24 protein-coding genes, 1 riboswitch and 1 other annotated feature (1 of these 26 cut by a window edge) are annotated in these 26717 nt (G+C 38.5%); of the genes, 4 read left to right on the plus strand and 20 right to left on the minus strand.

All coding sequences use genetic code 11. The annotated features are described in order from the left end of the window. Positions 1–7: 7 nt before the first annotated feature. From mreD to GS400_RS14465, 16 genes are all read right to left on the minus strand, one after another. Positions 8–547: a rod shape-determining protein MreD gene (mreD, locus tag GS400_RS14390; RefSeq protein ID WP_160102904.1), complete on the minus strand. Its 540-nt coding sequence runs from the start codon at positions 545–547 to the stop codon at positions 8–10. Continuing rightward, entirely contained in the window at positions 544–1440 is an 897-nt protein-coding gene (gene mreC, locus GS400_RS14395; protein ID WP_160102906.1) for a rod shape-determining protein MreC, read from the minus strand. The genes mreD and mreC overlap by 4 nt, the downstream gene beginning before the upstream one ends. Before the next feature lie 15 nt (positions 1441–1455). After that, positions 1456–2496 (minus strand): rod shape-determining protein, encoded by a 1041-nt coding sequence (locus GS400_RS14400; protein ID WP_160104637.1) that lies wholly within the window; start codon positions 2494–2496, stop codon positions 1456–1458. Positions 2497–2744: 248 nt separating this feature from the next. After that, positions 2745–3419, minus strand: coding sequence for a RadC family protein (gene radC / locus GS400_RS14405; RefSeq protein WP_160104638.1), 675 nt, complete (start codon positions 3417–3419; stop codon positions 2745–2747). 51 nt (positions 3420–3470) lie between these two features. Further along, entirely contained in the window at positions 3471–4058 is a 588-nt protein-coding gene (locus GS400_RS14410) for a Maf family protein (protein WP_236560963.1), read from the minus strand. Between the two features lie 183 nt (positions 4059–4241). Continuing rightward, complete coding sequence (locus GS400_RS14415; protein ID WP_160102910.1) at positions 4242–5324, minus strand: SPOR domain-containing protein; 1083 nt, start codon at positions 5322–5324, stop codon at positions 4242–4244. Positions 5325–5515: 191 nt separating this feature from the next. Continuing rightward, positions 5516–6709: a LysM peptidoglycan-binding domain-containing protein gene (locus tag GS400_RS14420; RefSeq protein ID WP_160102912.1), complete on the minus strand. Its 1194-nt coding sequence runs from the start codon at positions 6707–6709 to the stop codon at positions 5516–5518. Beyond that, on the minus strand, positions 6699–7289 hold the full coding sequence (locus GS400_RS14425; RefSeq protein ID WP_160102914.1) for a PilN domain-containing protein: 591 nt from the start codon (positions 7287–7289) through the stop codon (positions 6699–6701). The genes GS400_RS14420 and GS400_RS14425 overlap by 11 nt, the downstream gene beginning before the upstream one ends. 20 nt (positions 7290–7309) lie before the next feature. After that, entirely contained in the window at positions 7310–8287 is a 978-nt protein-coding gene (gene pilM, locus GS400_RS14430; protein WP_160102916.1) for a type IV pilus biogenesis protein PilM, read from the minus strand. Positions 8288–8301: 14 nt separating this feature from the next. Further along, a complete protein-coding gene (locus tag GS400_RS14435; protein WP_160102918.1) occupies positions 8302–9045 on the minus strand; it encodes a prepilin peptidase in 744 nt (247 codons plus the stop codon). A gap of 35 nt (positions 9046–9080) precedes the next feature. Then, complete coding sequence (locus GS400_RS14440) at positions 9081–9503, minus strand: competence type IV pilus major pilin ComGC (protein ID WP_160102920.1); 423 nt, start codon at positions 9501–9503, stop codon at positions 9081–9083. 66 nt (positions 9504–9569) lie between these two features. Beyond that, positions 9570–9652: riboswitch (cyclic di-GMP riboswitch) on the minus strand. 82 nt (positions 9653–9734) lie between these two features. Then, positions 9735–10943 (minus strand): type II secretion system F family protein, encoded by a 1209-nt coding sequence (locus tag GS400_RS14445; RefSeq protein WP_160102922.1) that lies wholly within the window; start codon positions 10941–10943, stop codon positions 9735–9737. Continuing rightward, positions 10944–11984, minus strand: a complete 1041-nt coding sequence (locus tag GS400_RS14450) for a type IV pilus twitching motility protein PilT (protein ID WP_160102924.1) — start codon at positions 11982–11984, stop codon at positions 10944–10946. 13 nt (positions 11985–11997) lie between these two features. Continuing rightward, positions 11998–13623 carry a GspE/PulE family protein gene (locus tag GS400_RS14455; RefSeq protein WP_160102926.1) on the minus strand — a complete coding sequence of 542 codons (1626 nt, stop codon included), beginning with the start codon at positions 13621–13623 and terminating at the stop codon, positions 11998–12000. Between the two features lie 33 nt (positions 13624–13656). Then, positions 13657–15072 (minus strand): G5 domain-containing protein, encoded by a 1416-nt coding sequence (locus GS400_RS14460; protein WP_160102928.1) that lies wholly within the window; start codon positions 15070–15072, stop codon positions 13657–13659. 87 nt (positions 15073–15159) lie between these two features. After that, on the minus strand, positions 15160–16101 hold the full coding sequence (locus GS400_RS14465; RefSeq protein ID WP_160102930.1) for a hypothetical protein: 942 nt from the start codon (positions 16099–16101) through the stop codon (positions 15160–15162). A 148-nt stretch (positions 16102–16249) separates the two neighbouring features. Here GS400_RS14465 and GS400_RS14470 point away from each other — a divergent pair, with 148 nt between their 5' ends. Both GS400_RS14470 and GS400_RS14475 read left to right on the plus strand, forming a co-directional pair. Continuing rightward, positions 16250–16651: a prepilin-type N-terminal cleavage/methylation domain-containing protein gene (locus GS400_RS14470; RefSeq protein WP_160102932.1), complete on the plus strand. Its 402-nt coding sequence runs from the start codon at positions 16250–16252 to the stop codon at positions 16649–16651. Further along, positions 16648–17205: a type II secretion system protein gene (locus GS400_RS14475; RefSeq protein WP_160102934.1), complete on the plus strand. Its 558-nt coding sequence runs from the start codon at positions 16648–16650 to the stop codon at positions 17203–17205. Before GS400_RS14470 ends, GS400_RS14475 begins: the two co-directional genes overlap by 4 nt. A 12-nt stretch (positions 17206–17217) precedes the next feature. On the opposite strand, the gene GS400_RS14480 is transcribed toward GS400_RS14475, so the two are convergent. The 3 genes from GS400_RS14480 to GS400_RS14490 all read right to left on the minus strand — a co-directional run bounded on the left by GS400_RS14480 (position 17218) and on the right by GS400_RS14490 (position 22013). Continuing rightward, entirely contained in the window at positions 17218–18690 is a 1473-nt protein-coding gene (locus tag GS400_RS14480; protein ID WP_160102936.1) for a hypothetical protein, read from the minus strand. Between the two features lie 80 nt (positions 18691–18770). After that, on the minus strand, positions 18771–20516 hold the full coding sequence (locus GS400_RS14485) for a sensor domain-containing diguanylate cyclase (RefSeq protein WP_160102938.1): 1746 nt from the start codon (positions 20514–20516) through the stop codon (positions 18771–18773). A gap of 246 nt (positions 20517–20762) precedes the next feature. Then, positions 20763–22013 carry a bifunctional folylpolyglutamate synthase/dihydrofolate synthase gene (locus tag GS400_RS14490; protein ID WP_160102940.1) on the minus strand — a complete coding sequence of 417 codons (1251 nt, stop codon included), beginning with the start codon at positions 22011–22013 and terminating at the stop codon, positions 20763–20765. A gap of 109 nt (positions 22014–22122) precedes the next feature. Between GS400_RS14490 and GS400_RS14495 the strand changes: the two genes are divergently transcribed. Further along, on the plus strand, positions 22123–23031 hold the full coding sequence (locus tag GS400_RS14495) for an ATP-grasp domain-containing protein (RefSeq protein ID WP_160102942.1): 909 nt from the start codon (positions 22123–22125) through the stop codon (positions 23029–23031). After that, positions 23024–23881 carry an ATP-grasp domain-containing protein gene (locus GS400_RS14500; protein WP_160102944.1) on the plus strand — a complete coding sequence of 286 codons (858 nt, stop codon included), beginning with the start codon at positions 23024–23026 and terminating at the stop codon, positions 23879–23881. Before GS400_RS14495 ends, GS400_RS14500 begins: the two co-directional genes overlap by 8 nt. Before the next feature lie 32 nt (positions 23882–23913). Here the strand turns inward: GS400_RS14500 and GS400_RS14505 are convergent, their stop codons facing one another. Beyond that, a complete protein-coding gene (locus tag GS400_RS14505; protein ID WP_160102946.1) occupies positions 23914–26556 on the minus strand; it encodes a valine--tRNA ligase in 2643 nt (880 codons plus the stop codon). Between the two features lie 80 nt (positions 26557–26636). Continuing rightward, positions 26637–26717: a binding site (T-box leader), on the minus strand; it runs 143 nt beyond the window's last position.

The raw sequence follows: 26717 nt of genomic DNA on the forward strand, positions 1-26717 counted from the left end.
ATTCCTTTCACACGGATTTGGGTCTTTCTAATTGGGTTTCCGACCATTGTTGTAACATACCTGGAAACAAGGGATACAACAAGAGTGCAAAAACGAGATTCGCCATAATTGTAGGAATTAAACGAATTTGCCAATAAGGCCCCCATCCCATGTTTGTTACATCAACAAGCGTATAGAGGACAAAAAGGACAGTGTCTGCAAGGGCGACACTGACAATGGCTAGAATAATGGTGACATACAAATTCGCATGAAGAAGCTTCTTCAATCCGTGAGCGATATATGTAATCATCCCATATGCAAACATGTAAACCCCAAGCATATCTGTATAAAGTAAATCCACTAAGAATCCAAAGATGATCCCATATAACACACAGTAGTACGTACGATCATAGTCGTAAAATATTGCGATATACACAAGAATAATCAAGACCCAATGAGGGATAATGTGATAATCCGAAATCACCCAATCATTGGGTAAAAAATCAATCGCTGTACTTTCCAATACAAGAATAACTAAGAGAATAAGAGGGAGATATAAGCGTTTCATTCACTTGAATCCCCCTTGTCTTCCTCCTTCACTTCTGGCTCTTCATCCAATGGAGGAGAGTAGATTTCCCGATCAACAACAGATACGTGGTTGATATCATATAAATTGGCCGCTGGATTTATGTAAGCGGTCTGGGTCAATCCATATTCATCAATGATGACCTCTTCAATTTTACCAATTAATAGATTACGAGGGAATACGCCACCCATACCTGAACTTACGACCATCTGACCTTTTTCAATCTCTGCATCGTAAGGAATATGTTTAAGCATAAGTCTCTCATCGTCTTCCTGATCTCCTTCAATTAAACCATACACATTGTTATCTGGTACCATGGCATGAATTCTTGTAGAACGATCAAAGCCAGTAAGCAAGCGAACAGTCGACGTAATAGCTGATGTCGTCTGCACTTTACCTATTAAACCTTCTCCGGTAATTACAGCCATGTCAGGCTTAACACCATGCTTTTGACCTTTGTTAATAGTCAGCTGCTCAAACCAATGAGGTTCTGGGCTACGAGCAATGACAGACGCTTGGATAGGCTCATAATCTAGAATACTCTCTTTTTTGTCTAACAAACTCCGAAGCTCTTTGTTTTCTTTTCGTAGTGCCTGAACTTCATACAATAACCCCTTAAAGTCAGACAGGCGTGATTTTAATAACTCATTTTGCTTATACGTTTCCTGGATATCCTCTATGTTATCAAAAATTCCAGTTACAAACTGCACCGGAGTATGAAAAGCAGTTTGTACCCAGCCGGTTGTATCCTTTAGAAATTCTTCTGGAAAAGTCAAATTGTCTCGATCTCTCATCGAAAATCCAATCAATGCCACCAAAAGGATAAAGCTGAAAAGAATTAAAATGAGACGTTTATTACGAAAAAACGATGGCATATGTTACACCTCTACTTAATCCATGCTAGTTCTGGAGGCTACATTAGGCTGTGATCGAAAATGGTGTATATACTCTAGTGATTTCCCTGTTCCAATCGCAACACAATCTAGTGGATCTTCTGCGACGAATACAGGCATTTTTGTTTCATCACTAATGACCTGGTCAATATTTTTCAACAACGCTCCTCCACCTGTTAAGACAATGCCACGATCCATAATATCCGCTGACAACTCTGGAGGTGTTTTTTCAAGCGTTACCTTTACAGCGTCAATAATTTGATCAACTGTATCTTTTAAAGATCCCGCAATCTCACTTGCAGAAATCGTGATTGTCTTAGGAAGTCCTGTTACCAGATCTCGACCTCTTATATCCAATTCTTCATCTTCAAGCGGTTTTCCTGCTGAACCGATCTCCATTTTTAACGTTTCTGCAGAACGCTCGCCAATCATAAGGTTATATTCTTTTCGAATGTGTTGAATAATTGAATCATCCATCTCGTCACCAGCTACACGAATCGATTTGCTTGTAACGATTCCACCTAGAGAAATAATCGCAACCTCAGTGGTTCCTCCACCGATATCTACTACCATACTACCAGTCGGCTCCCAAACAGGCAATCCTGCACCGATTGCAGCAGCAAATGGCTCAGCAATTGGAAATGCGTCTTTCGCCCCCGCTTGTTTTGTAGCATCCACAACAGCACGCTCTTCAACCATTGTGATTCCAGATGGTACACATACCATTACATTTGGTTTTCGAGCGAAAGCTGAACGGGTTTTTTGCGCCTTTTTAATGTAATACTTCATCATAGCTGCAGTCGTATCGTAATCCGCAATCACACCATCCTTCATAGGACGAATGACGGAAATGTTGGCTGGTGTACGCCCAACCATATGCTTAGCAGAGCTACCAACAGCTTCAATTTCACCTGTATTTAAATTTTTAGCAACAACGGATGGTTCACGAACCACTACTCCCTTACCTTTTAAAAACACCAATGTATTTGCTGTACCTAAGTCGATACCTAAATCCTGTGAAAATCCAAAACCTGCCACGTTCATCTTCCTTTCTGTATATAAACCAAGTCTTACTATATGGTTATTCATAAATACCAAACACTATTTTAATCAATTCCCGAAAAAGGGGAAGGAAAACACAAATTTAACCAATAATTAAATCAAATCGACTCACGAGTTTTTATGTAGCAAAGCACACAAGAAGCGCCATTGCTTATATCAGCAAATGGCGCTTAAGAATCGATTGTCTATATAATTATACGAAAAAAAGGAAGAAATAGATAGTGTTACAAGTACCCTTTTTCTTTGAGTGAGACAAAATTTCGATCTCCAATGACTAAATGATCTAAAAGTTCTATACCAAGCATCTTTCCACACTCTGTTAAGCGTCTTGTTACATGGATATCTTCTTGTGAGGGCGTAGGATCTCCAGAGGGGTGGTTATGAGCACAAATCACAGAAGCCGCCGATCTTTTCACAGCTTCCTTGAAGACTTCACGAGGATGTACAATAGAGGCGTTCAAACTACCTATAAATATGGTCTGTCGGTGAATAACTTGGTTTTTCGTATTTAAAAACATGGCAATAAAATGTTCCTGCTTCAAATCTCTCATTTCCTCCATCACATAATCAGCGCCATCCTCCGGGCTCTTTATAATATAACGTTCATGAGGTTTATGTGAGTGGATTCGCTTCCCAACCTCTAGTGCTGCCAGGACCGTTACTGCCTTAGCATCCCCAATTCCTTTTATCGCTGTTAACTCTTCAATTGTGGCATCCTTCAATAAAGATAACCCTTCAAAATGAATTAATACACGTTGAGAAAGAGATAAGACCGATTCCTGCTTTGAACCACTACTAATAAGTATAGCTAGTAATTCCTGATTAGAAAGATGTTTTGCCCCAAGGTGGACCAACCTTTCTCGTGGCCGTTCCTCCTCAGGGACTTGTTTCATTAACATGGGGACATCTGTCAAAACATCGCCTCCTATATTTCGTTTCCCCTGAGGCTCTTACTTCAGTTCTGGAATGCTAGGATAAATTCCAAATGTTCGAAGCGAGCGTACAACACGCGATAAAGGTAATCCTACGACATTATTGTAGTCACCTGAGATTTGTTTAACAAGCATAGCACCCTCCGTTTGAATGCCATACCCTCCTGCTTTATCAAAAGAGTCACCTGTATCTAAATACAGCTCAATATCTTCTTTCGATAGTGGCCAAAATTCTACGGACGTTTGATCCACGATAAACATTTCTTGCTCAGGTGAACGTAGCATAACGCCTGTATAAACTTGATGTGTTTGGCCGCTTAAACTGCGTAGCATTTGAAATGCTTCTTCACGTGTCTTCGGTTTTTCTAGAACCTCTCCTTCATGAGATACAATCGTATCTGCACTTAAGATAACCTCTTGATCGGATTCAAAGCCTATAGAGCGACCTTTACGCTCAGCCAAAGTTTGTACGTATGTGCGAGGGTTATAGAAAGGCACGTTTGACTCATCCACATCTTGTTTTTTTACCTTGTGCTGTATATTGACTTGGTTTAGTAATTCTCTACGTCTTGGAGAAGACGATGCTAAAATTAGTTGGTTGTTCACGTTGATCATCCTTTTCTAGTTGTTCTAAAGAGTTCAGGGTCTATCTATCATACCTTCACCTTAATCGAAGGATCAAAACATGAAAATAGTAAATCTGCACTTTTACTCTATCTTAAAATAACCTTTTCAAATGGTTAATATTTGTTTTTATATTAAAAACTGTTTTAGAAATTTAATTTTACTCTATTGAACATATTGCTCATAACCATACCAGACTCTTAATAAAGAGACCTGAATGGCCCATAAATTCGCATTTGTTTGATTCGTTTGATAGGACTGAATCGCGCTTAAATACTGATTATAGCTTTGTTGTAGTGGAGCAGCTTGTTCAGTTATATTTTCTGGGATGGTAGATTTCAAAGAGCTAATTGGTTTTACCAGGGTTCCAGCATCTCCGGATCCAGAAGTGATTAGAGAAGCTGCAGGATTCAGCAATGTTTGCCACTCGTTAGCTCCTGTTTGCACCCATTCCCCTTCAGGTTGAGCAACATTTTTCTCAGTACCAGACACACTCCAATCTTTAACATACACTTCTACTTGTTGGGCTTTTAGTAAAGTAGCTATCTGCTCGGCTTCAGCTTTAGATCCTGCTACACCTGCAAACAAATAAAATTGTCCATCACGAGGCCATACATAGGACTTAAACCCTTTCGTCGCTATCGCACTTTGCATAATTTCAGCTTTTTCTTTCGTGGAAAAAATTCCAGCTTGAACAACAAAAGCACTTACTGTTGGAAATGTCATAGTGGATTTAGAGGCAGCTACAGCTTGTCCCCCATTCCCCTTATCTGCAGTCGTTTCACCTTGGGTAGACGAATCTTCATTTGTCGTCTTCTTACCAGAAGCCGCTTCCTGTTGAGTGACATCGTCTTGATAAGCGGTTGATGATGAAGCTTCAGGTGCTTCCATACCTGCAAAAAGACGGAGCATCATATATCCTAGATCCACCCCAATTAAGACGGCTGAAGCCCCAGCCATAACCATTCGCTTGATCGTTTTGGGAACGCCGAATCGATTATTCTTAATGGGATAGGTTCGCTCCAGAACTGAGATGTCGTTCGATTTAGAATTAGAATTCGAATGAACATCATGATCATTCGATGCCTTCTTCTTCTGTTTCTCTTGTTCTTCCATCCAATCCTCAATCGCTGAGGCTTGTTCATCTTGAGCCATTTGGACTTCTTTTTGAGCTTCCGAATCTTCCTTACGATCGAGGTACGTATCTTCGCCATTGATGCGTACAGAAATTTTGTTACCCTTGTCCACGTTAACCCCTCTTTTCTAACTATGTTTGTTTTACCCTATCATAGTAGAAAAGAAAAAGGAGACGACTTTTGTCGGTAGACCCCCATGTCTTTTCGTCATCTTTCTTCATAATGTTGCAAAAAGGAACTAAAGTGGAAGCGCCTGGGTTATGGACCAATAAAAAACCTACCCTTTATGATATAAGGATAGGTTTAGCGTGCTGGAAGCAATACAGCTTCCCCAGCATATACAGTTTCAGAGGATAGTCCATTCAAAGATTTCACGCGGTCAGCCAAGTCTTTACTGTATGTTCCGTAAAACTCTTTAATAATACGGAAAAGTGTTTCATCCTCTTGGACCACATGCTTATGCAACTTTTTGTTACCCTCAACAGCAATGTTCTTCTCTGAAGGATCAATACCCTGCAGTATTGGAAGCTTGATTTGACTTCCCTTGTTTACTTGATCTGTATTCATTCCATTAACCTGTTTTACCTGTTCAGCCATTGAGCGGTTATACGTACCATAGAAGGACTTAATGATACTGAAGAGAGTATCATCAGACTGAACTACATGTGTTTGAGTGATTTGAGAGACTTCCTCTTCCTCATCATCAGAAGTTTCTTCCTGTGATTCAACCTCTTGTTCATCTTCTGTTTCTTGCTCTAACCCTGACTCATCATTCTCAGGTTCTTGATCTGTAACCACTGAGTCCTCTCGATCAAGTGGGTTATCTTTATTTGAAGGAGACTCATAATGATACTGTGGCAATTCATCTTGTAAGTTTTCTAAAGTTGGATAATAATAAGCTGAAAATGTAACAAGGTGAGTTAAGCGCTCTCCTTCGTCTTGGTCTTCAAAGGTAATCGCATCGATACTGATCAGCCGTGATAAACGATTTAACTCTTGTAAAAAGGATAGCAAGTCAGGGAATTCAGGTGAGATCACTTCTAGGTTAAAGGTTAATGCTCTCACTCCTGAAACCTTGGTTGTTTTTCCATCAGGTTGACCAGACTGTTCTTCCGTACCCTCATTTGAAAGGTCTTCATTCTCTGTTAGTTCAGAATTCACACTTTCCTGTTGTTCCATCATGATGCTTTGAATAAAGCTATTTGAAAGGCTTTCTGCTTTGTCTAAAGAGATTAATACTTGGTCTTGTACAGGAAGAACCGGTAACTTTCGTTGCATTTCTCGTGATGATTGAAAAGAAATCTTTGTTTGATTTTCTTCTTTTGTACGAAGGGTTTGTAAAATCTTCTCTTCATTCTCTAAGCTCGATTCAAGTCTATCTAGCTCTTGATTAGCGGGTGATAAAAAGATGTCCTGTGCAATTACAAATACACCAATACCTGCTACGATAACGAGTGTTAAAAGAATGTAGTGGAGGCGAGACCATTCAGCTTTCATCCTGATCTACCTCCTCTTTCCATTGTGCTTCATCAATATCAACCTCGTAATTGGCTATATAGCGAGGTCGATATTCCAATGGATCATACTGTTCACTTATTTGTTCTGTAGTGATATTACTCAATTCGACGTTACTTATCGCTTCTTCTTGCAACAACGTATTCGTATAAGCTGCAACCTCTTGCAAACTATCAAAACGAACAATAAGCTGTAAGTTATTATCTTTTGTATATATGTAGCGTTCAAAATACCCACGCTCAGGTAACAGTGAGATCATCCGTTCTAATAATGAAACGGAAGGAAAGATGGACTCTTCCACTTGATCTACTGCTTGTTGAAGCTGTCTTCGATCCGCTTGTGTTTCATCTCGTAGAATATTTTTATATCCCTCTTGCTCTTTTTGAATACTTTGGATTTCCCGTTGAAAATCTTCCTGTTTTGCCTCAATTGCTTGTTTTTGCAGTCCGATCGCAATCATTGTCGCCAAAAGTAAAAATATGCCAACAAAAGCGATCATAAAGGGGACGATGTTTCGTTTCTCTTTTTCTTCAAGTAGATTAATTTCTACAATCATCGTCATGTTGCACCCCTTTGTCGTCTCTATGCTTTAATAGAAAGTCCATATACATCTGCAAATCGTGGTGGTAAAGAAGCCAGCTCTTGTCCGTGTGTAGGTTGTAGATCAAGCCACTCTACAGGGATATCAAACCTCTCTTTGCAGTGCTCATATAACTCTTCCATATTGGGCCAGTCACCAGATAATAATATATTGGTCACATTTGCTTCACCTTTTGTAACAGAAAAACGATAAAAGCTCATTATGCGTTCTACTTCACGTAACTGATCCTTTTCATAGCCTTCTAATGTGCTTTTCTCATCCGTCCAGACTAGACCCGCATCTCCTTCTTCATCCTCTTGCCAAAACTCACCGTCCAAACTTGTTCTCATATAGCGAATAAATTGCGGACGACACTCATGAAATACCGTCAATACAATCGAGTCGACATTCCATTGAAGTGAAAGCAAATGATCCTTCTGTTTTGCCTTATCAAGAGAATAATAGAGTCGATACAACGATAAAGCTGATAAATCTGCTACCATTGGCTTTAAATCCGAATCCTTAAAAACCTCTTCAAACGTCCGAATTCGGTCTTCTGGATAGGCAAACATGAGAATCTCCTGTTGCCCTTCCTTTTCACCTAACAATTTATAATCAAAAACAGGTCGTTCGAATGGGAGATGGATTTGATCACCAAGTTGCATATATAAATACCCTTTAATCTCTTCTTCTGCTAAATCTAGTGAAACGAGTTGAGGACGAATAACAACAGAGGCATCAGGTACACAAAAATAGAGTTTCTTCCCCTTCCAACGTCTAACACGCACAAGCTCATCTAAAATAAGCTCGAGCGTAGTTGGGTCCTTCACTTTCCCCTCTTCAATCACGCCTAAAGGAAGATACTTTTCCCCAAAGTTCGTAACGCCTTGTAAGCCGGCTGAATCACTTTCCATATAACGAATCACATGGTCTTTTAATACGATATTCACGCGTTTCTTTGATTTATGTAATCCAAACAAGTAGGATCCCTACCTTACCATAACGTGTCGACATACCACTTTACTATAGAATCGGCAAAAAAATACGCCGTTAAAGCCCCAAGTATAATATAAGGACCAAATGGAATCGGCTGCTTTCGATCAATCTTCTTCAACAAAAGCAATCCTCCACTTATGACCGTACCATAGAGTGTTGCAAAAAAGAAAGCGAGATATGTGTCCTGAAGTCCTAAAACAATGCCAATAACCCCCATTAACTTCATATCTCCGGCCCCCATACCACCTCGACTGAGGATGATGATAAGAGCTAATGTGAATAACCCAGCCAAACCGCCTATATAAGAATCCCACCAAGGTTCTAGTGGGTGAATGATTCTTAAAATAACGAAAATCGGTAAGAAGAAAAAAAGCAGCTTATCGGGTATGAGCATATAGGTGATGTCTGTGACAAACACGATCATGAGCATGGAAATAAAAATGATAGAGATGAACAGTTCAATATGTAATCCAAAAACAAGGTAACTGTGAGCAAATAAAACTCCTGTAGTTAATTCTACGATCGGATAAATCGGTGATATTTTGGTCCTACACCTTCGACATTTTCCGCGTAAAAAAAGGTAAGAAAAAACGGGAACTAAATCCCGCCAAGTTAATGTATATTCGCATGTTGGACATTGTGAACGTGAATGGACGAACGATTGCTTGAGTGGCAATCTAAGTCCGACTACGTTGAAGAAGGAGCCGAATGTTAGGCCTATTAATGTTAATGAAAATATCATAATATACCTCTTATTATCTTAAAAATATTTATTGACTATTGTTGAAGATCATTTACTGTTTTATCTGTAAATATGTCACTACCATCATTTAATGTTACTTCAAATGAATCTGGACCACTTGCTTGAACAGTAATTTCAACTTTACTGTTAGATTCACTATAACTGCCACCGTCAGGGTGAGAAGGTACACTCTCTAAAAAACCATTATTTACAAGCTCTCCTAATGTATATTCATCTGCAGTTGCTCCTTCATATCCACTTGCAAGAGCAAGCCTAGAAGCTTCAATCATCGCAATGCCATTAGCCTCATGAGCATCTTGCTTAGTATTGTCAATAATCCCTGCAATACTAGGCACAGCAATCGCCGCAATTATACCCAAAATCACAATAACCGCCAATAATTCTACTAATGTAAAACCTTTCTCGTTCTTAAATATCTTTCTTAGTTTGTTAACCATATGTGTCTCCCCTTTTTTGATAAAAAAAGTTTTTAAAAAACCGACCTAACCATAAAAGTACATACTTTGATGATTGGCCGGTTGCACTAATCGCTCCTGGTCCTCTAAGTGCCCACATACAGACGACCGTTCAACGCTTCCTTCGACATAAATCTGAATCTATTTTTCTACTACCATTATATTAGATACCTTCCAATTTTACCACATCAAACCTTACATTTTTATGAATTGTTACTGGATTTGCTCAAAAATAGAAAACATCGGAATTGCTATAGACGCAACAATCCCCCCAACCACTAAGGCTAAAAACCCAATCATCAGCGGCTCAATTAAGGTCTTGATTCGATCCGTTGCATGATCTAATTCTGTTTCATAAAAATCTGCAACTTTACCAAGCATTTGGTCTAATGCTCCCGATTGTTCACCTACTGAGATCATCTGGGTTACAAGCGGAGGGAATATCCAGTGTTTTTCCATCGGTCCAGCCATAGATTCCCCTTTTTCAAGTGAGTTTCTAGCATGTCGAAGGACACCTTCAATGATTTTGTTATCTACCACTCGCTCTGTTATTTGAACGGCTTGCAGTACAGGTACTGAGCTATTGAACAATGAGCTTAACGTTCGTGTCATTCTGGATAGTGCAGCCTTTTGCATAAGTGATCCGAATAAAGGAATCTTCAGTTTTATTAAATCTGTATAATAGGCAAAAGAGTCACTCTGTTTTCTCGCATATACCATACCTGCATAAATTAGAATTGGTAGCAAAATAAACAACCACCAAAATACAGAAAAAAAGTCACCCATACTTAAAACAAACTGGGTTAGAGGAGGTACTTCTCCTCCAAAAGACACAAACATATTCGCAAAGCGTGGAACGACAAAGCTTAAGAGGAAAATCACAATTCCTATGGCAATAATCCCAACTACGATCGGATAGGTTAAAGCTGAAATCACTTTTTGACGCGTATTGTATTGCTTCTCGTAATAATTAGCCATGCGATTCAAAATTTCATCGAGATTACCGCCCGCTTCTCCTGCTCGAATCATATTGACGAACAGATTCGGGAAAACTTTACGATGTGTTTCTGCTGCATCTGAGAAGGATTGTCCACCTTCTAGATCCTCTGCAATCGATTGGAGTGCCTTTTGTAATGGCTTACTCCTCGTTTGTTCCCCTAAAATATATGTAGCTTGTACGAGTGGGATTCCTGCTTCAATTAACGTGGCAAACTGCCGCAAATAAATCACAAAATCTTTAATTTTAATTTTTTGTCCGAGGTGTATCTCTTTATATAAAACACTATTAAGCTCTTGGATGGATATGACGGATACACCATCTGTACGAAGTTTCACAACCGCTTCTCGTCTTGAATCCGCTTTTAAACGGCCCTGCTTTAACTTCCCTTTAACATCACGGCCTTTGTACTTATAGTACGCCATTTACGTCTCCCTCTCTGTTAAATAAGGAGTAGCTACTTCTGAGGAGATAACGCCTTCCTCCAAAAGTGACTTGATTGACATTTCTAATGTGTGCATTCCTTGAGCTTTAGATGTTTGCATTACGTTAGGAATTTGATGAATTTTTTCATTACGGATTAAGTTTTTCACCGCTGAAGTGTTCATCAAGATTTCTGTTGCCGCCCGTCTTCCTTTTCGATCTTTTGTCTGGAACAAACGTTGAGACACAATCGCTTGTAAGACATTAGCAAGCTGAATCCGAATTTGATCCTGCTGACTAGGCGGGAACACATCAATAATACGGTCAATGGTTGAAGCTGCATTTGTTGTATGTAAAGTACCTAACACCAAGTGACCCGTTTCAGCAGCTGTAATAGCTGTTGATATGGTTTCTAAATCTCTCATCTCGCCTACAAGAATGACATCAGGATCCTGTCGTAAGCAGGCACGTAAGCCATTGCTGAAGTTTTGTGTATCAAACCCTACTTCACGTTGATCGATGATGCAATATCGGTGTGAATGTAAATACTCAATTGGGTCTTCGAGTGTAATAATATGTCTTCTCATTGATTGATTCATATAATCAATCATGGATGCTAGCGATGTCGATTTACCGCTTCCTGTTGGACCTGTTACGAGTACTAACCCCTGAGGCTTTTCAGCAATCTCTCTTAGAGCACCTGGCATTTTTAACGTGTCCAAGGAAGGTATTTCTGTTGGTACTACACGCACTGCCATCGATATACAGTTCCGTTGATGATAAGCATTAATACGAAAACGAGAGAGTCCAGGGATACCATATGAAAAGTCGATTTCCCCTTTTTCCTCGAATTGTTTCCATAGAGATTCTGATAAAATGGCTTTTGCCATCTCTTTTGTTTCATCTGGTTTCAATGTGTCTTTCCCGTACTGCTTCAAATCACCATGCAAGCGAAAAATAGGTGGTACTCCGACTGTTAAATGGATATCTGATGCTTCTAATTCAAAAGCTGCTTTTAATAACGTATCGAACCGTTCTTTCATGCCTCGATCCCCCTTATTCATCCATTGCCACACGTAGGACTTCTTCTGTTGTGGTTAATCCTTGCTTCACTTTTAGCAGTCCATCATCCACTAGAAAAATCATGCCACTCTTCCAAGCATATTGACGAATTTGAGCGATAGACTGATTGTTCATCATCATTTGACGGATTTCATCATCTATGATCAACACTTCTTGGATCGCCATGCGACCTCGGTACCCTGTTTGTTGACAGCTACTACATCCCTTACCTTTGTAAATTTCATCTACTTTGATGCCTCGTTTTTGGAAGAGATTTGCTTCCATTTCAGTCGGCGTGTATGGTTCACGACAGTCTCGGCATATTCTACGTACGAGTCTCTGTGCAACAATTCCGGACAGTGAAGACACAACTAAATAGGGTTCAATATCCATGTCTATTAAACGCGGAATGGTCGCAATAGCACTATTTGTATGTAACGTACTGAAAACAAGGTGACCTGTTAAGGAAGCGCGAATGGCTATCTCAGCTGTTTCCGAGTCTCGGACTTCCCCCACCATAATGATGTTCGGATCTTGTCTTAAAATAGAACGTAAGCCATTCGAGAAAGTGAGTCCCACTCGGCTATTCACTTGCACCTGATTGATGCCCTCAATCTGATACTCTACAGGATCCTCAACGGTAATAATGTTAACGTCATCTGTATTCAAGTGATTTAAGGAAGCATAAAGCGTACTCGACTTCCCTGATCCTGTAGGTCCTGTAAGCAAAATAAGGCCTGAAGGTTGTTCAATTAATTTTAGAAAACGTCGATAATTGACCTTGTTAAACCCTAATTCAGATAGCTTGTTTAATACGCTTCCAAGGTCTAAAATTCGAATAACTACCTTCTCCCCGTAAACCGTTGGGAGCGTTGAGATACGTAAATCAACAGGTGTCATTTCTACATGCGTTTTGATACGGCCATCTTGAGGCAAGCGATTTTCCGTTATATTTAAGTTCGCCATAATTTTCACACGGGCTGTTAGCGAATTTTGCATCGACTTTGGTAACGTACGCTCTGTTTTTAATACGCCATCAACACGGTAACGAATTAATACTTTGGTTTCTTGAGGGTCAATATGTATGTCACTTGCCTTCATTTGAACGCCTGCTTGCAAAATCTGGTTCATTAAACGAATGGCTGGAGCATCCTCAGGGTCATTCGTTTCTTCTACGGTAACCTCGGTTTCTTTTAAGTTGTAATACTTATTAATGGCTTGGTAGATTTCATCTTTGGTTGAAATAACCGGTGAAATTTGAAAGCCTGTTGATATTTGCAGGTCATCAATGGCGTAGTAATCCATTGGGTCATTCATCGCCACAATTAATTCATCCTCTTCCTTTTTTAAAGGAATAAGGAGATTTCGTCGTGCAAAATCCTTAGACACCATGGTCATCAGATTTGTATCAATGGGATAGCGATATAACGAAATATGGGGAATGCCTAGTTGGAACTCCAGCACTTCAATGAGCTGTTGTTCGGTTATAAAGCCTTTCTCTAATAAGGCATCCCCTAGTTTTTGCCCACTTTTTTTCGATTGAATCGCCTCTTCGATTTGCTCTTCTGAAAGCAATCCTGCTTCTTTTAATAAATCACCTAAACGCTTCCGCTTTGCCATTAGGCTTCCCCCTTGATTTCCGCAGCAGTGATTTTATTTCTCTTTACTCTTCGTATTTCCTTGAGGTTTCTCCCAGATATCATTTGGAGCCTGGTTGGTATCATTCCCATCTGAGGTCCCTTCATCTACATTACTAGATGAGTGATTATCTCCATCACTTTCATTTGAATCTTCTTTAGGCGATGAAGAATTGCTTGAGTTATTCGAATGATTATTCTCATCTTTACTAAACGTCGGAGCTCTATTGTCGTCCGAGCTTCCAGACGACAATCCACCTGAGTTGTTTGTTGAACCCGATTCTGTTTCTGGTGGTTGGTCGTTCGTACCATATCTCACTTCAATGCGGTTTACAGGCGGATAGTAATCGTCAGAGATAAAATCTTTTTGAATAACTTTTCCGTTATCCTCAACAAAACGAAATACTTCTACTGAAGTTCCTTCTTGCCCTTCAACCTTTACATTTGATTCACCCTTCGGAACAAGTTCGGAAAACTGAACAATTGTCCTTGGTTGAATCTTACGGCTATTCTCTAAGGTTATCTCATAACTGTTTGGAAGAGGATAACCTAAAAGCTTCACGATTAGCTCACCATTCTCCACAGCTACGTTAAGCTGATAAGATTGCTCATTAGGATTCGCAAAAACAAGGTCATGATTGTTCTCAGGTTTTACACTCGCTTCTTTCCCTAACTCTGCGTAAGCAGGTAGTTTGGTAGAAATATGACGTTGTTTAATAATAAAGTTCGTTTCCAAAACAGCTCCATACATCGCTGTGGCTACAGCATTCACAGAAGGTTGATCCATACCTTCTTCTACAAATGAGAGAAGAGAAAAAGGAGTTTGCTTTTGAACAATTTCTTCATTTAGAGCATTGGCCAAGTCCGTAACGTCCATATCTTCATTCAAGGTAATGCCATACTCACTAACCACTTCATAAAGTTGAGTTGTTCCATCTTCAACATACTGATAGATTGAAAAATGAAGTGGGTCTTGATATAAAGTTTCTGCCTTCGCTAAGATTTTTTTTGATAGTTTATCTATTAAAATATGATCATATAAATCCCTACCTACCTTATTTTGAAGAACACCAAAATAAGATTCATTCATGTCCACAACAAAATAATTCCTTTCTCTATCCTCCACTTGGTTCAATGTTTCAGGGATATCAAACTGAATAAAATCTTGTTGGAAGAAAATATTTTGTTCTTTCATCTCGAGCGTTACTTGATGCGTTTCCTTCCATTCGGAAGCTCGGGATGCAAGCTTTTGCCGTGCTTCAACTTTTGTTAACCCACCAATGTGAACGGGGCCCACCATTGTTTCGGCTTCATATGTACGTGGCTCCCCGAAAACTTGATCATACGCTAAAGGGCCAACTTGAGAAAAAGTGAAAAGAAAACCGGAACATAATAAAAGAAATAAAAAAATACCAATATTACTTTTTCCCATTGTAAGCCCCCTTAGCGCATACGTTTGAATACAATTTGCTTAATCATATGCTTGCCTTTTTTGAATAAAAATCCTTTTACATAACGTTTAAGAATCTTTTTGACCATAATCATCATCCCTTTGATTTAAAAGATCTTCTAAGTCCGTAAAATCCGATCGATCCTCTATTAATACGTCTGAACCTCGAGAAGGTATATCTTGTTCTTCAATAATATCAATATCAAAGCTCTCAAAACCTTCTCTTTCCTCAAACTGCTGCTTTAGATCTTTTTTCTCCAAATCCTCCTGCTTAAACTCATCTATAACAAAATCTTCTTGATCATCATTGAATAAAGAAGACGTTTGGGAGTTAAGCTCTCTATCTTGTTTAGGTTGCTTATGGGTTTGTTGGCGAGCAGCTAGCAGCTCCTCTTCAGGTGAAATCTCTACTTTTGGAGTGGGTTCATTTCTTTCATGATTAGAATCGATTTGAGATTCTTTTATTCCGCTCTCTCTTTTTCTGTTTAGGGATACTTCTTCTTCCAGATCGGTCATCGTTCCAGATTGGATATTGCTAATTTGTTCCTCAACTTGATCAACCTCTTCTTCTAGACTTGATTCAGAAGACTCATGAACGTAATCATGAGTATCTTGAATATCCTCATAATCCAGTATGGCATTTTCATTTTGAAAACTTTCTTCATCGATATTGGGCTTTTCACTTTTTACATCATCCAGGGATTGGAGTGTCCCCATTTGATTTTGACTTAAGATGTTTTTGTTAGTCTCTTCATCATGGTCTTCCTCAAAGATATTAGATGATTTAACCGATCTCTGTAATAGTATTGTCAATAAACCAGATAAAGTTATAAGTAATATAAGTATGTACCACCACTGAAATAAGGATAAAGATAATAGGCCAATTAAAGATACAACGTATGCAGCTATAACTAAGGTGATTTTTCCTTTCATGGATATACCTAGAGGCATAAAATAGACTACAGAAAGCAGGATTAAAAATCCGATGCTAGCAAAAATTATGTTCTCCAATCTATTCACCTCATTCTATTAGTCTATGACTTTTAACATATTCATTTTTAATTTATTGTATAATAAAGAAATTAGATTTAAAAGATTTGGAGCTTTTACATTTAATTGGTAAACAATTAATACCGAATGTAAGAAGGAGTTTGTTAAATTGAAAAGTCAGAAAGGTTTTACATTAGTTGAGGTACTGGCAGCCTTGCTCCTTTTATCTATTATATCAATTGTTGTCTACTCATTTATAAATTTTTCAAGTGTACAAAGTGTACAATCTAAAAACCGAGAAGAAGCTTTGAAAATAGGACAGAAGCATTTACAAACGACGATTGAGGAAATTAAAGCTGGGCAACTTAGCTCTCCTTTAAATCAATCTGCTTATACACAAGAGAATGGCTATACAATCTCAAGAATTGCTACAAATCCAGGTGACCCAATCCCCAATACATATTTGCCTGAACTACAACTCCACGTTTCCTTACAAGGCATTGCTTACAGACCAGGTTCAAGTGATGCAAAGCAAATTACGGTTACGGTTTCATGGGAGGGAACAAATTGAAGAAATTACAAAATCAAAAAGGGGTAACGCTAGTAGAGTTACTGGCAGGACTCGCCATTGGTGGGATTATAATCACTTTAGCCATGAGTGTATTTATATTTTTATTTCAATTTGTCCAAGATCAAGAACAAGAAATAGTGGATCGATCTCAAAATCATCTATTAAATACAGTGTTATCAAGAAACTTATCATCTCCCATAACCGTATACTATTGGGATGCAAATGAACTTAGGTTTAAAAATCAAGACGAGGTTACTTTTCGTATATTATTTAATAGTTCCGTGAACGAATTAACAATTTCTAAATGTTCTTCCTGCACAAATATTAAAACTTATTCAAATGAAACTGTTGTTGAAAAACTTCAAAATGTAAAAGATATGAGTGTCATAAATGCTTCTCCATCACAGGATAGTCCAATTACAAACCGATTCACCCTACGCTTCATTTTAGATGATATTAGTGTTAGAACTAACGGAGAGAAAATCAATCAAGAAAAAGAAATTTCTTGGACAGTAACACCATTAAATGTGAATTATAATAAACCTCCTAATTGAAGGAGGTTTATTTTATTGGCAAGTTCCAAAATTTACGGATCCAGCTAAATCACCTGATTTTAAAATTCCACAAGGATTACCACTATAATCAAATATATCTGTTGATTCTATAACACTTAGATCTTGCAAGTAAATCCCCTTTTCTTCACCCGCATACAGCATTAGCTCTGGTTTATTTTTACTATATTCTAAAGTGGCTTTTTGTAAAAAGATTTCTCCCACTGCATTAAACTCGATCCTTCTCTCTGCAAACAAATTAGCTCCTCGTGCATCAATATCCTGAGCAGATTGAATCGAAATTCCTGTAAAGCTATCCTGACTATTCGATGTTGAATTATTCCTTAAAGAACCTTGTATCACTACATTGCCAGTTTTTGAAGTAATATTAAATGTTGGATTACTCTGATTAGCAACTGTAAGGGAAGCAAGATCTTGGATAACTACTTCACCAGCAGATAACGAAATGTTTTCTTTATCTGTATTTGTAAAATCAACACTATTGGTCACTATAAGCGTTTCATCAGCTGGCTGATCAATACTATTTTTCATCTCTTTATACTCAATTTCTCCATCAGGACCTATACGAATAACAGCATTCCCATTTGCTGCAGTAACATTTAGATAAGATGTCATACGATCACTTTTATCTCCATCAATAAAATTAGATGTAGCTCCTAATATTTTGGTGCTCGTGGCTGAATACTCCTTTGTAAATGCATAAAAGTTAAAATTGGGCTTGAAGTCTCCAAATGCTACTCCCCCTTTTGCATTGGTATATTCAATGTTATAACTTTGACCATATTGATAATTTAAGAAGAATAGATAACTGCCAAATGATTGCTTTAAATCAGATAAGAGATCATCTTGTTCATTACTCTCTGATATTGCAATATCTGACTCTTCTAGACGACTTCTAATATCAGAGTCTGATAGCATTGTAAATGAAGCAACACTATCCCAGCTAGCCCATTGGGTAGCTCCTTCATCTCTTATATCAAAGGTTATTTGGTTTGTCCCTTTTGGTGTAAAACCACAAATCAGATGTTTCCCATTTCCCAGATCTTCAACATAAATCCAAGGTGGGAGTTTACGACGACTATTTACCACCATATGCGTTAAGGATTCTGAGTAGTCTCCTGAAAAAGCTTTCATCACTACTTTATATGCTTGGTTTCGTGTTTGACAGGACAGATCCATATCACTCATCGTCTGGGTCGTAACTTTTAAAGTAACTTTTTCTCCATCAGGTAAGTAAAGGTTTTCATTATTACATAAGCTTTGTAAAATCTCGTTGTTTTCTAAGTAACTATTCATGGCAGAGTTTAAGACTTGGTTCACTTGTACCTCATTCGTTAACCTTATCACTTGAGAGCGATCTTGCGACAATTGTGAGAATACAACGGGCATAAATATAGCAAGTGAAAAAATAATAAGTAACACATACACTAATGCACCGCCATTTTCATTTGTGAAGTAATGTTTCATAGTATCGCTCCTATGTAGATTCAAACCTATTATATCATGTTGAAGTATTTAAAAACGGCTGAGCATTCACTCAGCCGTTTCTACTTTTCATATGCTGCTACTTTATTACGTCCTTTTCGTTTGGCACCCATGTACATGGCACGGTCTGCGTGACGAACAAGTTCTCTTGGATCTTCGCAATCTTCTGGATAAGTCGCGGTTCCTAAGCTGGCAGTTAAATTCACCTTAACCGGTTCACTATCATCCATTATGTGCTCAGAAAGAATAAATGGTTCATTTGCGATCTTTCTTCTCACATTTTCTGCGATGTGATAAGCATGTTCTTGATTTACATTTGGAAGTAAAATGACGAACTCCTCTCCTCCATAGCGCGCCACAGTTCCTTTATCATCGATTATATTGATTAACCGTTCTGCTAATTCACATAACGCTTCATTTCCACTTTCATGACCATACATGTCATTGACCTGTTTAAAATGATCTAAATCAATTAGAACAATTGAGATGTGTTCTTCTCGATTCTGTTTATTTAATTCATTGAAATAGTTTTCTAGATGATTTTCAAAGTAACGATAGTTATACAATTTCGTAAGTGGGCAAATCTCACTTTTTCGTTTAGTTTCCTCATAGTTTCTTGCGTTTAACAATGCTACCGCTAAATAATTTGTTAAGATATCTGCGATCATATACTGGTATTTTTCATATGCTCGCTTCTTTTTTGAGGCTAACGTAAGTACCCCCACAACACGCCCATCCCGTTCGATTGGAATGGATATAACGCTTTCTACATCCTCAGGTATAAAAGATGCTTGACCACTCGACTTGGATTTCGACCACTGTTTTCTCGATCTATAGTGAAGCCCTTGAGCATTTCCCCAAACTTTACCGCTTACGGATTCAAACTTGTTAAGAGTAACCTTAGGTAAATTTTCGTGATGTTCGGAGTCATAAAACCGAATTAATTTAAGGTATTCATGATTTGGATCATCACGATTTACATCATATACGTAGGCATAGTCGACATCTAATAAGCTTGAAATCCTCTCAACAAATCGATCTAACACCTCATCGGCCTCTAATTTTCCCGTTAGCTCGTGTCCGATCTCACTCGTTTTTTGTAAATATCCATTAATGCGTCTACTAGAATAGTACAACATTAAAATAAGCGATAAACTTACAAATGGTACACCTACATAATAAATGGCTTGTGTACCAATCTCTACGTAGAGAATATAAAGCACGAACCCGATTGGTATTACAAACAGTGTATTATAAAAGTCCCACAAAAATCCTTTGTTAAAGAACTTCTGAGGTTCTCCCACTATGTATTTTCTTATTAAACTTAATAGAATCTGATTTGTTAAAAAGTAAGAGACAACATAACCCGTGATAGGGATTGCATCTCTAGGTGAATTCATAGCCATTTGGCCATGTTCACCATCCAAGATATAGTAAACTAAGGCACTTAATATAGATATGGTTAAAAACATTACAAGGTTTAAGGGAATCTTATATAGCAAGGTTTTGGGTAATCTTATCTTCATAATTAACATGACATAGGCAAGTTGAGTCAAAATCATTTCGGTAAACAAACCGTAATACAGGAATACAGCAATTGATATACCATGAATGAAGAAAACAGGAGTATCGTTAACAATAATCGGTAACATTGCCACAATACTCATAAGTACAGCAAATGAGATCAAATCAAACCAATTACTATCAAAAGTTGGTGAAGGAAAAACATTGTAAATCATTATCAGCGTGGTAGGGTACAATAACGCCCATACGCCCCATATCCCAACTACCTTCTGCTTAGAAATCATTTGCAAGCATCTCCCTATAAAAATCTTCCAATACAATGCTTTAACTTAACGATTATTGATATTCTATGAGAATTCTATTTTAAATTATACAGAATATTCAATTTTAAATAATACTAATAGCATAGCACATAAATCCTATATTTTCAAAAAATTCACCACCTCTAAATCTTGCATAAATAAGAGAAATAGCTACATATTTCGAGTTTTGACGAACATACGCCATATAGTTTAATCAAAAAAAGTATATTAGTCGTAAAGACTCATAAATTGTCGGATTTCAGAAATAAATTGTAATGATCCTGTTATTAATAAAATTTCTTGATGATTTAATTCGACATAATTTCCAATGAATTCTTTCCAATCATCCGTTATAGAAAAATTTTTACGGCCGAATTGAGCCTTCAAGTCTTGTACACTAGCAGATCGGGGATGATCAAAACTTGTTAACGTGATCGTATCAGCATGCTGATTCACATATTCCATCATCTGCTCCACTGGTTTATCCTTAAATGCCGCAAATAACACTTGCTTCTTTTTATCTGGATACAAAGCATTGGCTGTATCCATACATGCATGGATACCTTCCAAATTGTGTGCACCATCTACTACAATCGTTGGTTGATCGTGTATTTTTTCAAAACGACCTGGCAAGCTCGCTTTTGCTAAACTTCCTTTTACTTTCTTCTTATCAAAATCTTCAAGAAGCAGTTCAATAGCTTTTATAGCTATCGCCCCATTTCTGGATTGATGTGTCCCTCTCATACCGAGTTCTACCTTTTCTATTATTCGAGCCTCACTTGTATATGTAGATAAAGAGATATCGAACTCATGTCCTAAACAGAATAACGGGGCTTTATTTTCGTTAGCCACTGTTTGAATCACTTGTTTCGCCTCCGGCTGTATAACCCCTGACACAACAGGTACTCCCTCTTTTATAATACCTGCCTTTTGCTTCGCAATCTCAGAAAGGGTATCCCCAAGAAAACGCATATGGTCATATCCTACGTTTGTTATAATACTTAAGATGGGGATAAGGATGTTTGTGGAATCTTCTCTTCCTCCCATTCCCGCTTCAACGAGTACAATGTCTGTTTGGTCCTTTAAATATAAAATAGCGATCATAACCATCAGTTCAAACTCGGTTGGTCCATTTTCTTCTTGATCCATTTCTTCTACAATAGGATAGAGCTCATTTACGATTTCTACAAAATCTTCATCTGGAATTGGATTATTTTGAATAAATATATGTTCTTGGATGTCTCCCATAGATGGGGATACGAAGCTACCTACTTGGAAACCATCGTCCATAAGCACTTGCTTTATATACGTTAAGGTGGAACCTTTTCCGTTCGTACCTGCAATATGGATAGCTTTTAAAGCCTGCTCTGGATGTTGAAATTTTTCAAGCATCGTTTCCATTCTATTTAAGCCTGGGCGAATTCCTAAGTTTTTTCGACTTTGAATAAATGTTTGAGCCTCTTGAATTGATGAGAACATCTCTGGAGCCTCCTCATATGTTTCTTTTCTTACTATAGAACAAATACTGAATATAATAAATGATATTCCTAAAATGGATGGGATTACTAATATTAAAAGGATGTTTTTTATGTTAACTGGATGGATTGTTTATAATGGCCACTTACCAGGAGATAAGTTTTTAGATTATGCAAATTGGATAAGCGATGCCGCTTCAAAAAAGGAAATTAAGATGGAAGTTTATCCAAACCATCACTTACTTTCTTTGTTGGGAACTGCAAGGAATGAGATCGTAGATAAAGATACCCTACCCGATTTTGTTGTGTTTGGAGACAAGGACATTCTTCTCGCTCGTCAATTTGAGCAGATGAGTGTTCCTGTATTTAACTCTTCTTTTGCTATAGAGGCATGTGATCATAAAGGTTTGATGTATCAACTTTTAGCTCAACACAGTATTCCAATTCCTAAGACAATTCTAGGGCCTAAGATTTTCCCTGGTACAAAAGAAATCGATACAGAGCGTTTTCAAAATGTATCTGAACAAATTGGCTTTCCGATGATTATAAAAGAAGCATATGGTTCGTTTGGTGAGCAGGTGTATTTGATACATAGTAATGAAAACATGTTCGATAAACTTAAAGAAATACAAGGAAAGCCGTTTCTATTTCAAGAATTTATATCATCCAGCTACGGACGTGACGTTCGCTTAAATGTAGTCGGAAATCAGGTGATTACTTCCATGCTTAGATATGCCGAAAACGATTTTCGAGCAAACGTGAGTGCTGGTGGTCATATGAAGCCTTATGAACCATCTAAAAAAGAAAAAAACTTGGCCATTAAAGCGAGCCAAGCAATTGGAGCTGATTTTGCTGGAGTCGACTTGTTATTTGGGCCAAATGACGAACCTATTGTATGTGAGATCAATGGTAACGCTCATATCCGTAACATTTACAACTGTACAGGTGTGAATGTTGCAGATGACATGATCAACTATATCATAGAATGGTTTGATCGAAAGGAAGACGAATCAAATGAGTAAAACGGGTTGGTTGATATATATAAAGGAAGAGGCTGAGCGTAACCGTTCATTTATTGATATGTTTATTGAGGAAGCGCGAAAGCAGGGAATCATTCTCCAATTAAAACTCAGAGAAGCCTTCCATATTGGTGTTCAGGAACATCAATTAGTCTGTTGGATAGAAGGACAGAGAACAGAACTTCCGGATTTTGCTGTAGTTCGGACGATCGATCCACTTTTTACTGAACAGCTTGAATGTTTAGGTGTTCCTTGCTTTAACTCTTCTGATGTTGCACGAATCTGTAATGATAAAGCCAAAACTCATCAATTCTTAGCCCAACAAGGGGTGCCAATGGTTGATACGCTCTTTCTAAAAGGAGAAGCTTTATCTTCCATCCCTTTTTCCTTCCCTCTCATTGCTAAAGAAGTCCATGGAAGAGGGGGGAAGAACGTGTATTGGGTTAATGACGAAGATGAAGTTCAGGAACTTTCATTTGAACCTCAACAAGATCTTGTCATTCAAAAACCAGCCTCAAAGTTAGGAAAAGATTTACGAGTCTTCGTCGTTGGTAACAAAATTGTCGGTGCCATACTCAGGCAGAATAAGAATGAATTCAAAGCTAACTACACCCTTGGGGGTTCAGCATCGTTGTATGAACTCTCCGAACAGGAAAGGGAACTTGCACATAAAGTTATAGAGCCTTTTGAATTCGGAATGGTAGGAATTGATTTTCTATTCGATGAGGAGAACCATCTATTATTGAATGAGATTGAGGATGTTGTAGGCAGCAGAACCTTATATCAAGAGAGCTCAATCAATATTTTAGAGTTATACGTCTCATATATTTCTAGCAAAATAAAAACCGTTTAGCCTCAAAGAAGGCTAAACGGTTTTTGTACTTTTTAAGATTTCATCTCTTGAATACGTGCTTCTACTTTTTCACGTTTATCAAGGTAATCTTTTTCTTTGTCCCGCTCTTCTTGAACGATGTGCTCTGGTGCTTTATCAACAAACTTCTCGTTTGAAAGTTTCTTCTGCACACGTTCTACTTCCTTGTTCCACTTTTCCCATTCATTTTGAAGACGAGCAATCTCTTCTTCAATATCAATAAGACCTTCTAATGGAAGATAAAGCTCTGCACCAGTTACAACAGCTGACATTGCTTTTTCAGGAGCTTGAACGTCTTTACCAATCGTTAGCTCGCTTGGGTTACAAAAACGATCAAGATAGTTGCGGTTCTTCTCCAGTTCCGCAGCAACCGTTTCGTCAGAAGTTTTAATCATAAGCTGAATTTCTTTAGACATTGGCGTATCCACTTCTGCACGGATATTACGAACAGAACGAATAATGGAAACGAGGCGTTTCATTTCTTCTGAAGCCTGCTCGTTGTGGAAATCATCACGAACCTGTGGCCAGGATGCTGTTGTGATGGATTCACCTTTTGTCGGTAGCGCCTGCCAGATTTCCTCTGTAATGAATGGCATAAATGGATGAAGCATACGCATTGTGTTGTCTAACACATAAGCTAAGATCGAACGAGTTGTTTTCTTCTTCGCTTCATCTTCACCGTAAAGTGGTAGCTTCGCCATTTCAATATACCAGTCACAGAAGTCATCCCAGATAAAGTTGTATAGATGACGACCCGCTTCACCAAATTCGTATTTATCAATGTTTTTCGTTACATGATCAATGGTTTCGTTCAAGCGAGTTAAGATCCACTGGTCTGCGATGGATTTTTCACCTGTCAGATCAATCTCATCATACTGAAGGTTATCCATGTTCATTAATGCGAAACGAGATGCGTTCCAGATCTTGTTGGCGAAGTTCCAAGTTGCTTCAACTTTCTCCCACTGGAAACGAAGGTCCTGACCTGGTGTTGATCCAGTTGATAAGAAATAACGTAAGGAATCAGCTCCGTATTTGTCGATCACATCCATCGGGTCAACACCGTTACCAAGAGACTTACTCATCTTGCGTCCTTCAGCATCACGTACAAGACCGTGAATTAATACGTCTTTAAATGGACGACGACCTGTGAACTCTAGGGATTGGAAGATCATACGTGATACCCAGAATCCAATGATATCGTAACCTGTTACAAGTACGTCTGTTGGGAAGTAACGCTTATAGTCTTCCGCATTTTCATCAGGCCAACCCATTGTAGAGAACGGCCATAATGCAGATGAGAACCACGTATCTAAAACGTCTTCATCTTGATACCAGTTTTCAATGTCAGTTGGCTCTTCTTTTCCTACATGAAGCTCGCCGGTTTCTTTGTGATACCAAGCAGGAATACGATGGCCCCACCACAATTGACGAGAAATACACCAGTCACGCGTGTTTTCCATCCAGTGAAGGTACGGCTTCTCAAAACGATCTGGGACGAATTGAACTTTATCGTCTCCATTTTGTAAGGCGATCGCTTCGTCTGCTAGAGGTTGCATCTTAACGAACCACTGAGTGGATAGATAAGGTTCTACAACAGCTCCGCTACGCTCAGAGTGTCCTACAGAGTGCAGGTGCTCTTCAATTTTGAATAGGATACCTTCCTCTTGAAGATCGCGAACAAGCTGCTTACGGCACTCAAAACGGTCCATACCTTGATATTTACCTGCATTTTCATTCATCGAACCATCTTCGTTCATAATAAGAACACGTTCTTTATTATGACGGTTTCCAATTTCAAAGTCGTTTGGATCGTGAGCTGGTGTAATTTTAACAGCACCGCTTCCGAATTCCATATCTACATAGTCATCAGCTACGATTTCGATTTCACGACCTACGATAGGGAGAACAACGGTTTTACCGATAAGATCTTTATAACGCTCATCTTCAGGGTGAACCGCTACAGCCGTATCACCAAGCATCGTTTCCGGACGTGTAGTTGCAATTTCAATATGACCACTACCGTCTTTTAACGGATACTTCATGTGATAGAAGTGACCTTGAACATCTTCGTATTCAACTTCGATGTCAGATAACGCCGTTTTCGTCGCTGGATCCCAGTTGATAATATATTCACCACGATAAATTAAGCCTTTTTCATAAAGGTTTACGAATACTTCTTTAACTGCTTCAGATAAACCATTATCAAGCGTAAAGCGTTCACGTGAGTAATCTACACCTAAACCAAGCTTTTCCCATTGCTTATGAATGAAAGATGCGTATTCATCCTTCCATTCCCAAGACTTCTCCAGGAATTTCTCGCGACCAAGGTCATGACGAGATACACCTTGTTCACGAAGTTTTGCATCAACCTTCGCCTGCGTTGCAATCCCTGCGTGGTCCATTCCCGGTAACCATAAAACATCATAACCTTGCATGCGCTTCGTACGCGTGATGATGTCTTGTAGCGTTGTATCCCAAGCGTGACCAAGGTGCAACTTACCTGTTACGTTTGGCGGTGGAATTACTACTGTAAATGGCTCTTTACTCTTGTCATTTTTCGCTTCAAAAAACTTGCCCTCTACCCATTTCTGATAACGACCTTGCTCAATGGCATTCGGGTCATACTTCGTTGGCAGGGAAACTTCATTTTGTTCCATGTTTTTGCCTCCTTATTTTCGGCCATGAAGGGAAGTGGATCTACACTTTGTAGACAATAAAAAAATCCTTTTCATCCTAGAAAAAGGACGAAAAGGATTCGCGGTACCACCTTTATTTACAAACGACATACGTCTTGTCTGTACACTTCATACGTTAACGG

The sequence above is a fragment of the Pontibacillus sp. HMF3514 genome (genome assembly GCF_009858175.1).
Classification (GTDB): Bacteria; Bacillota; Bacilli; order Bacillales; family BH030062; genus Pontibacillus.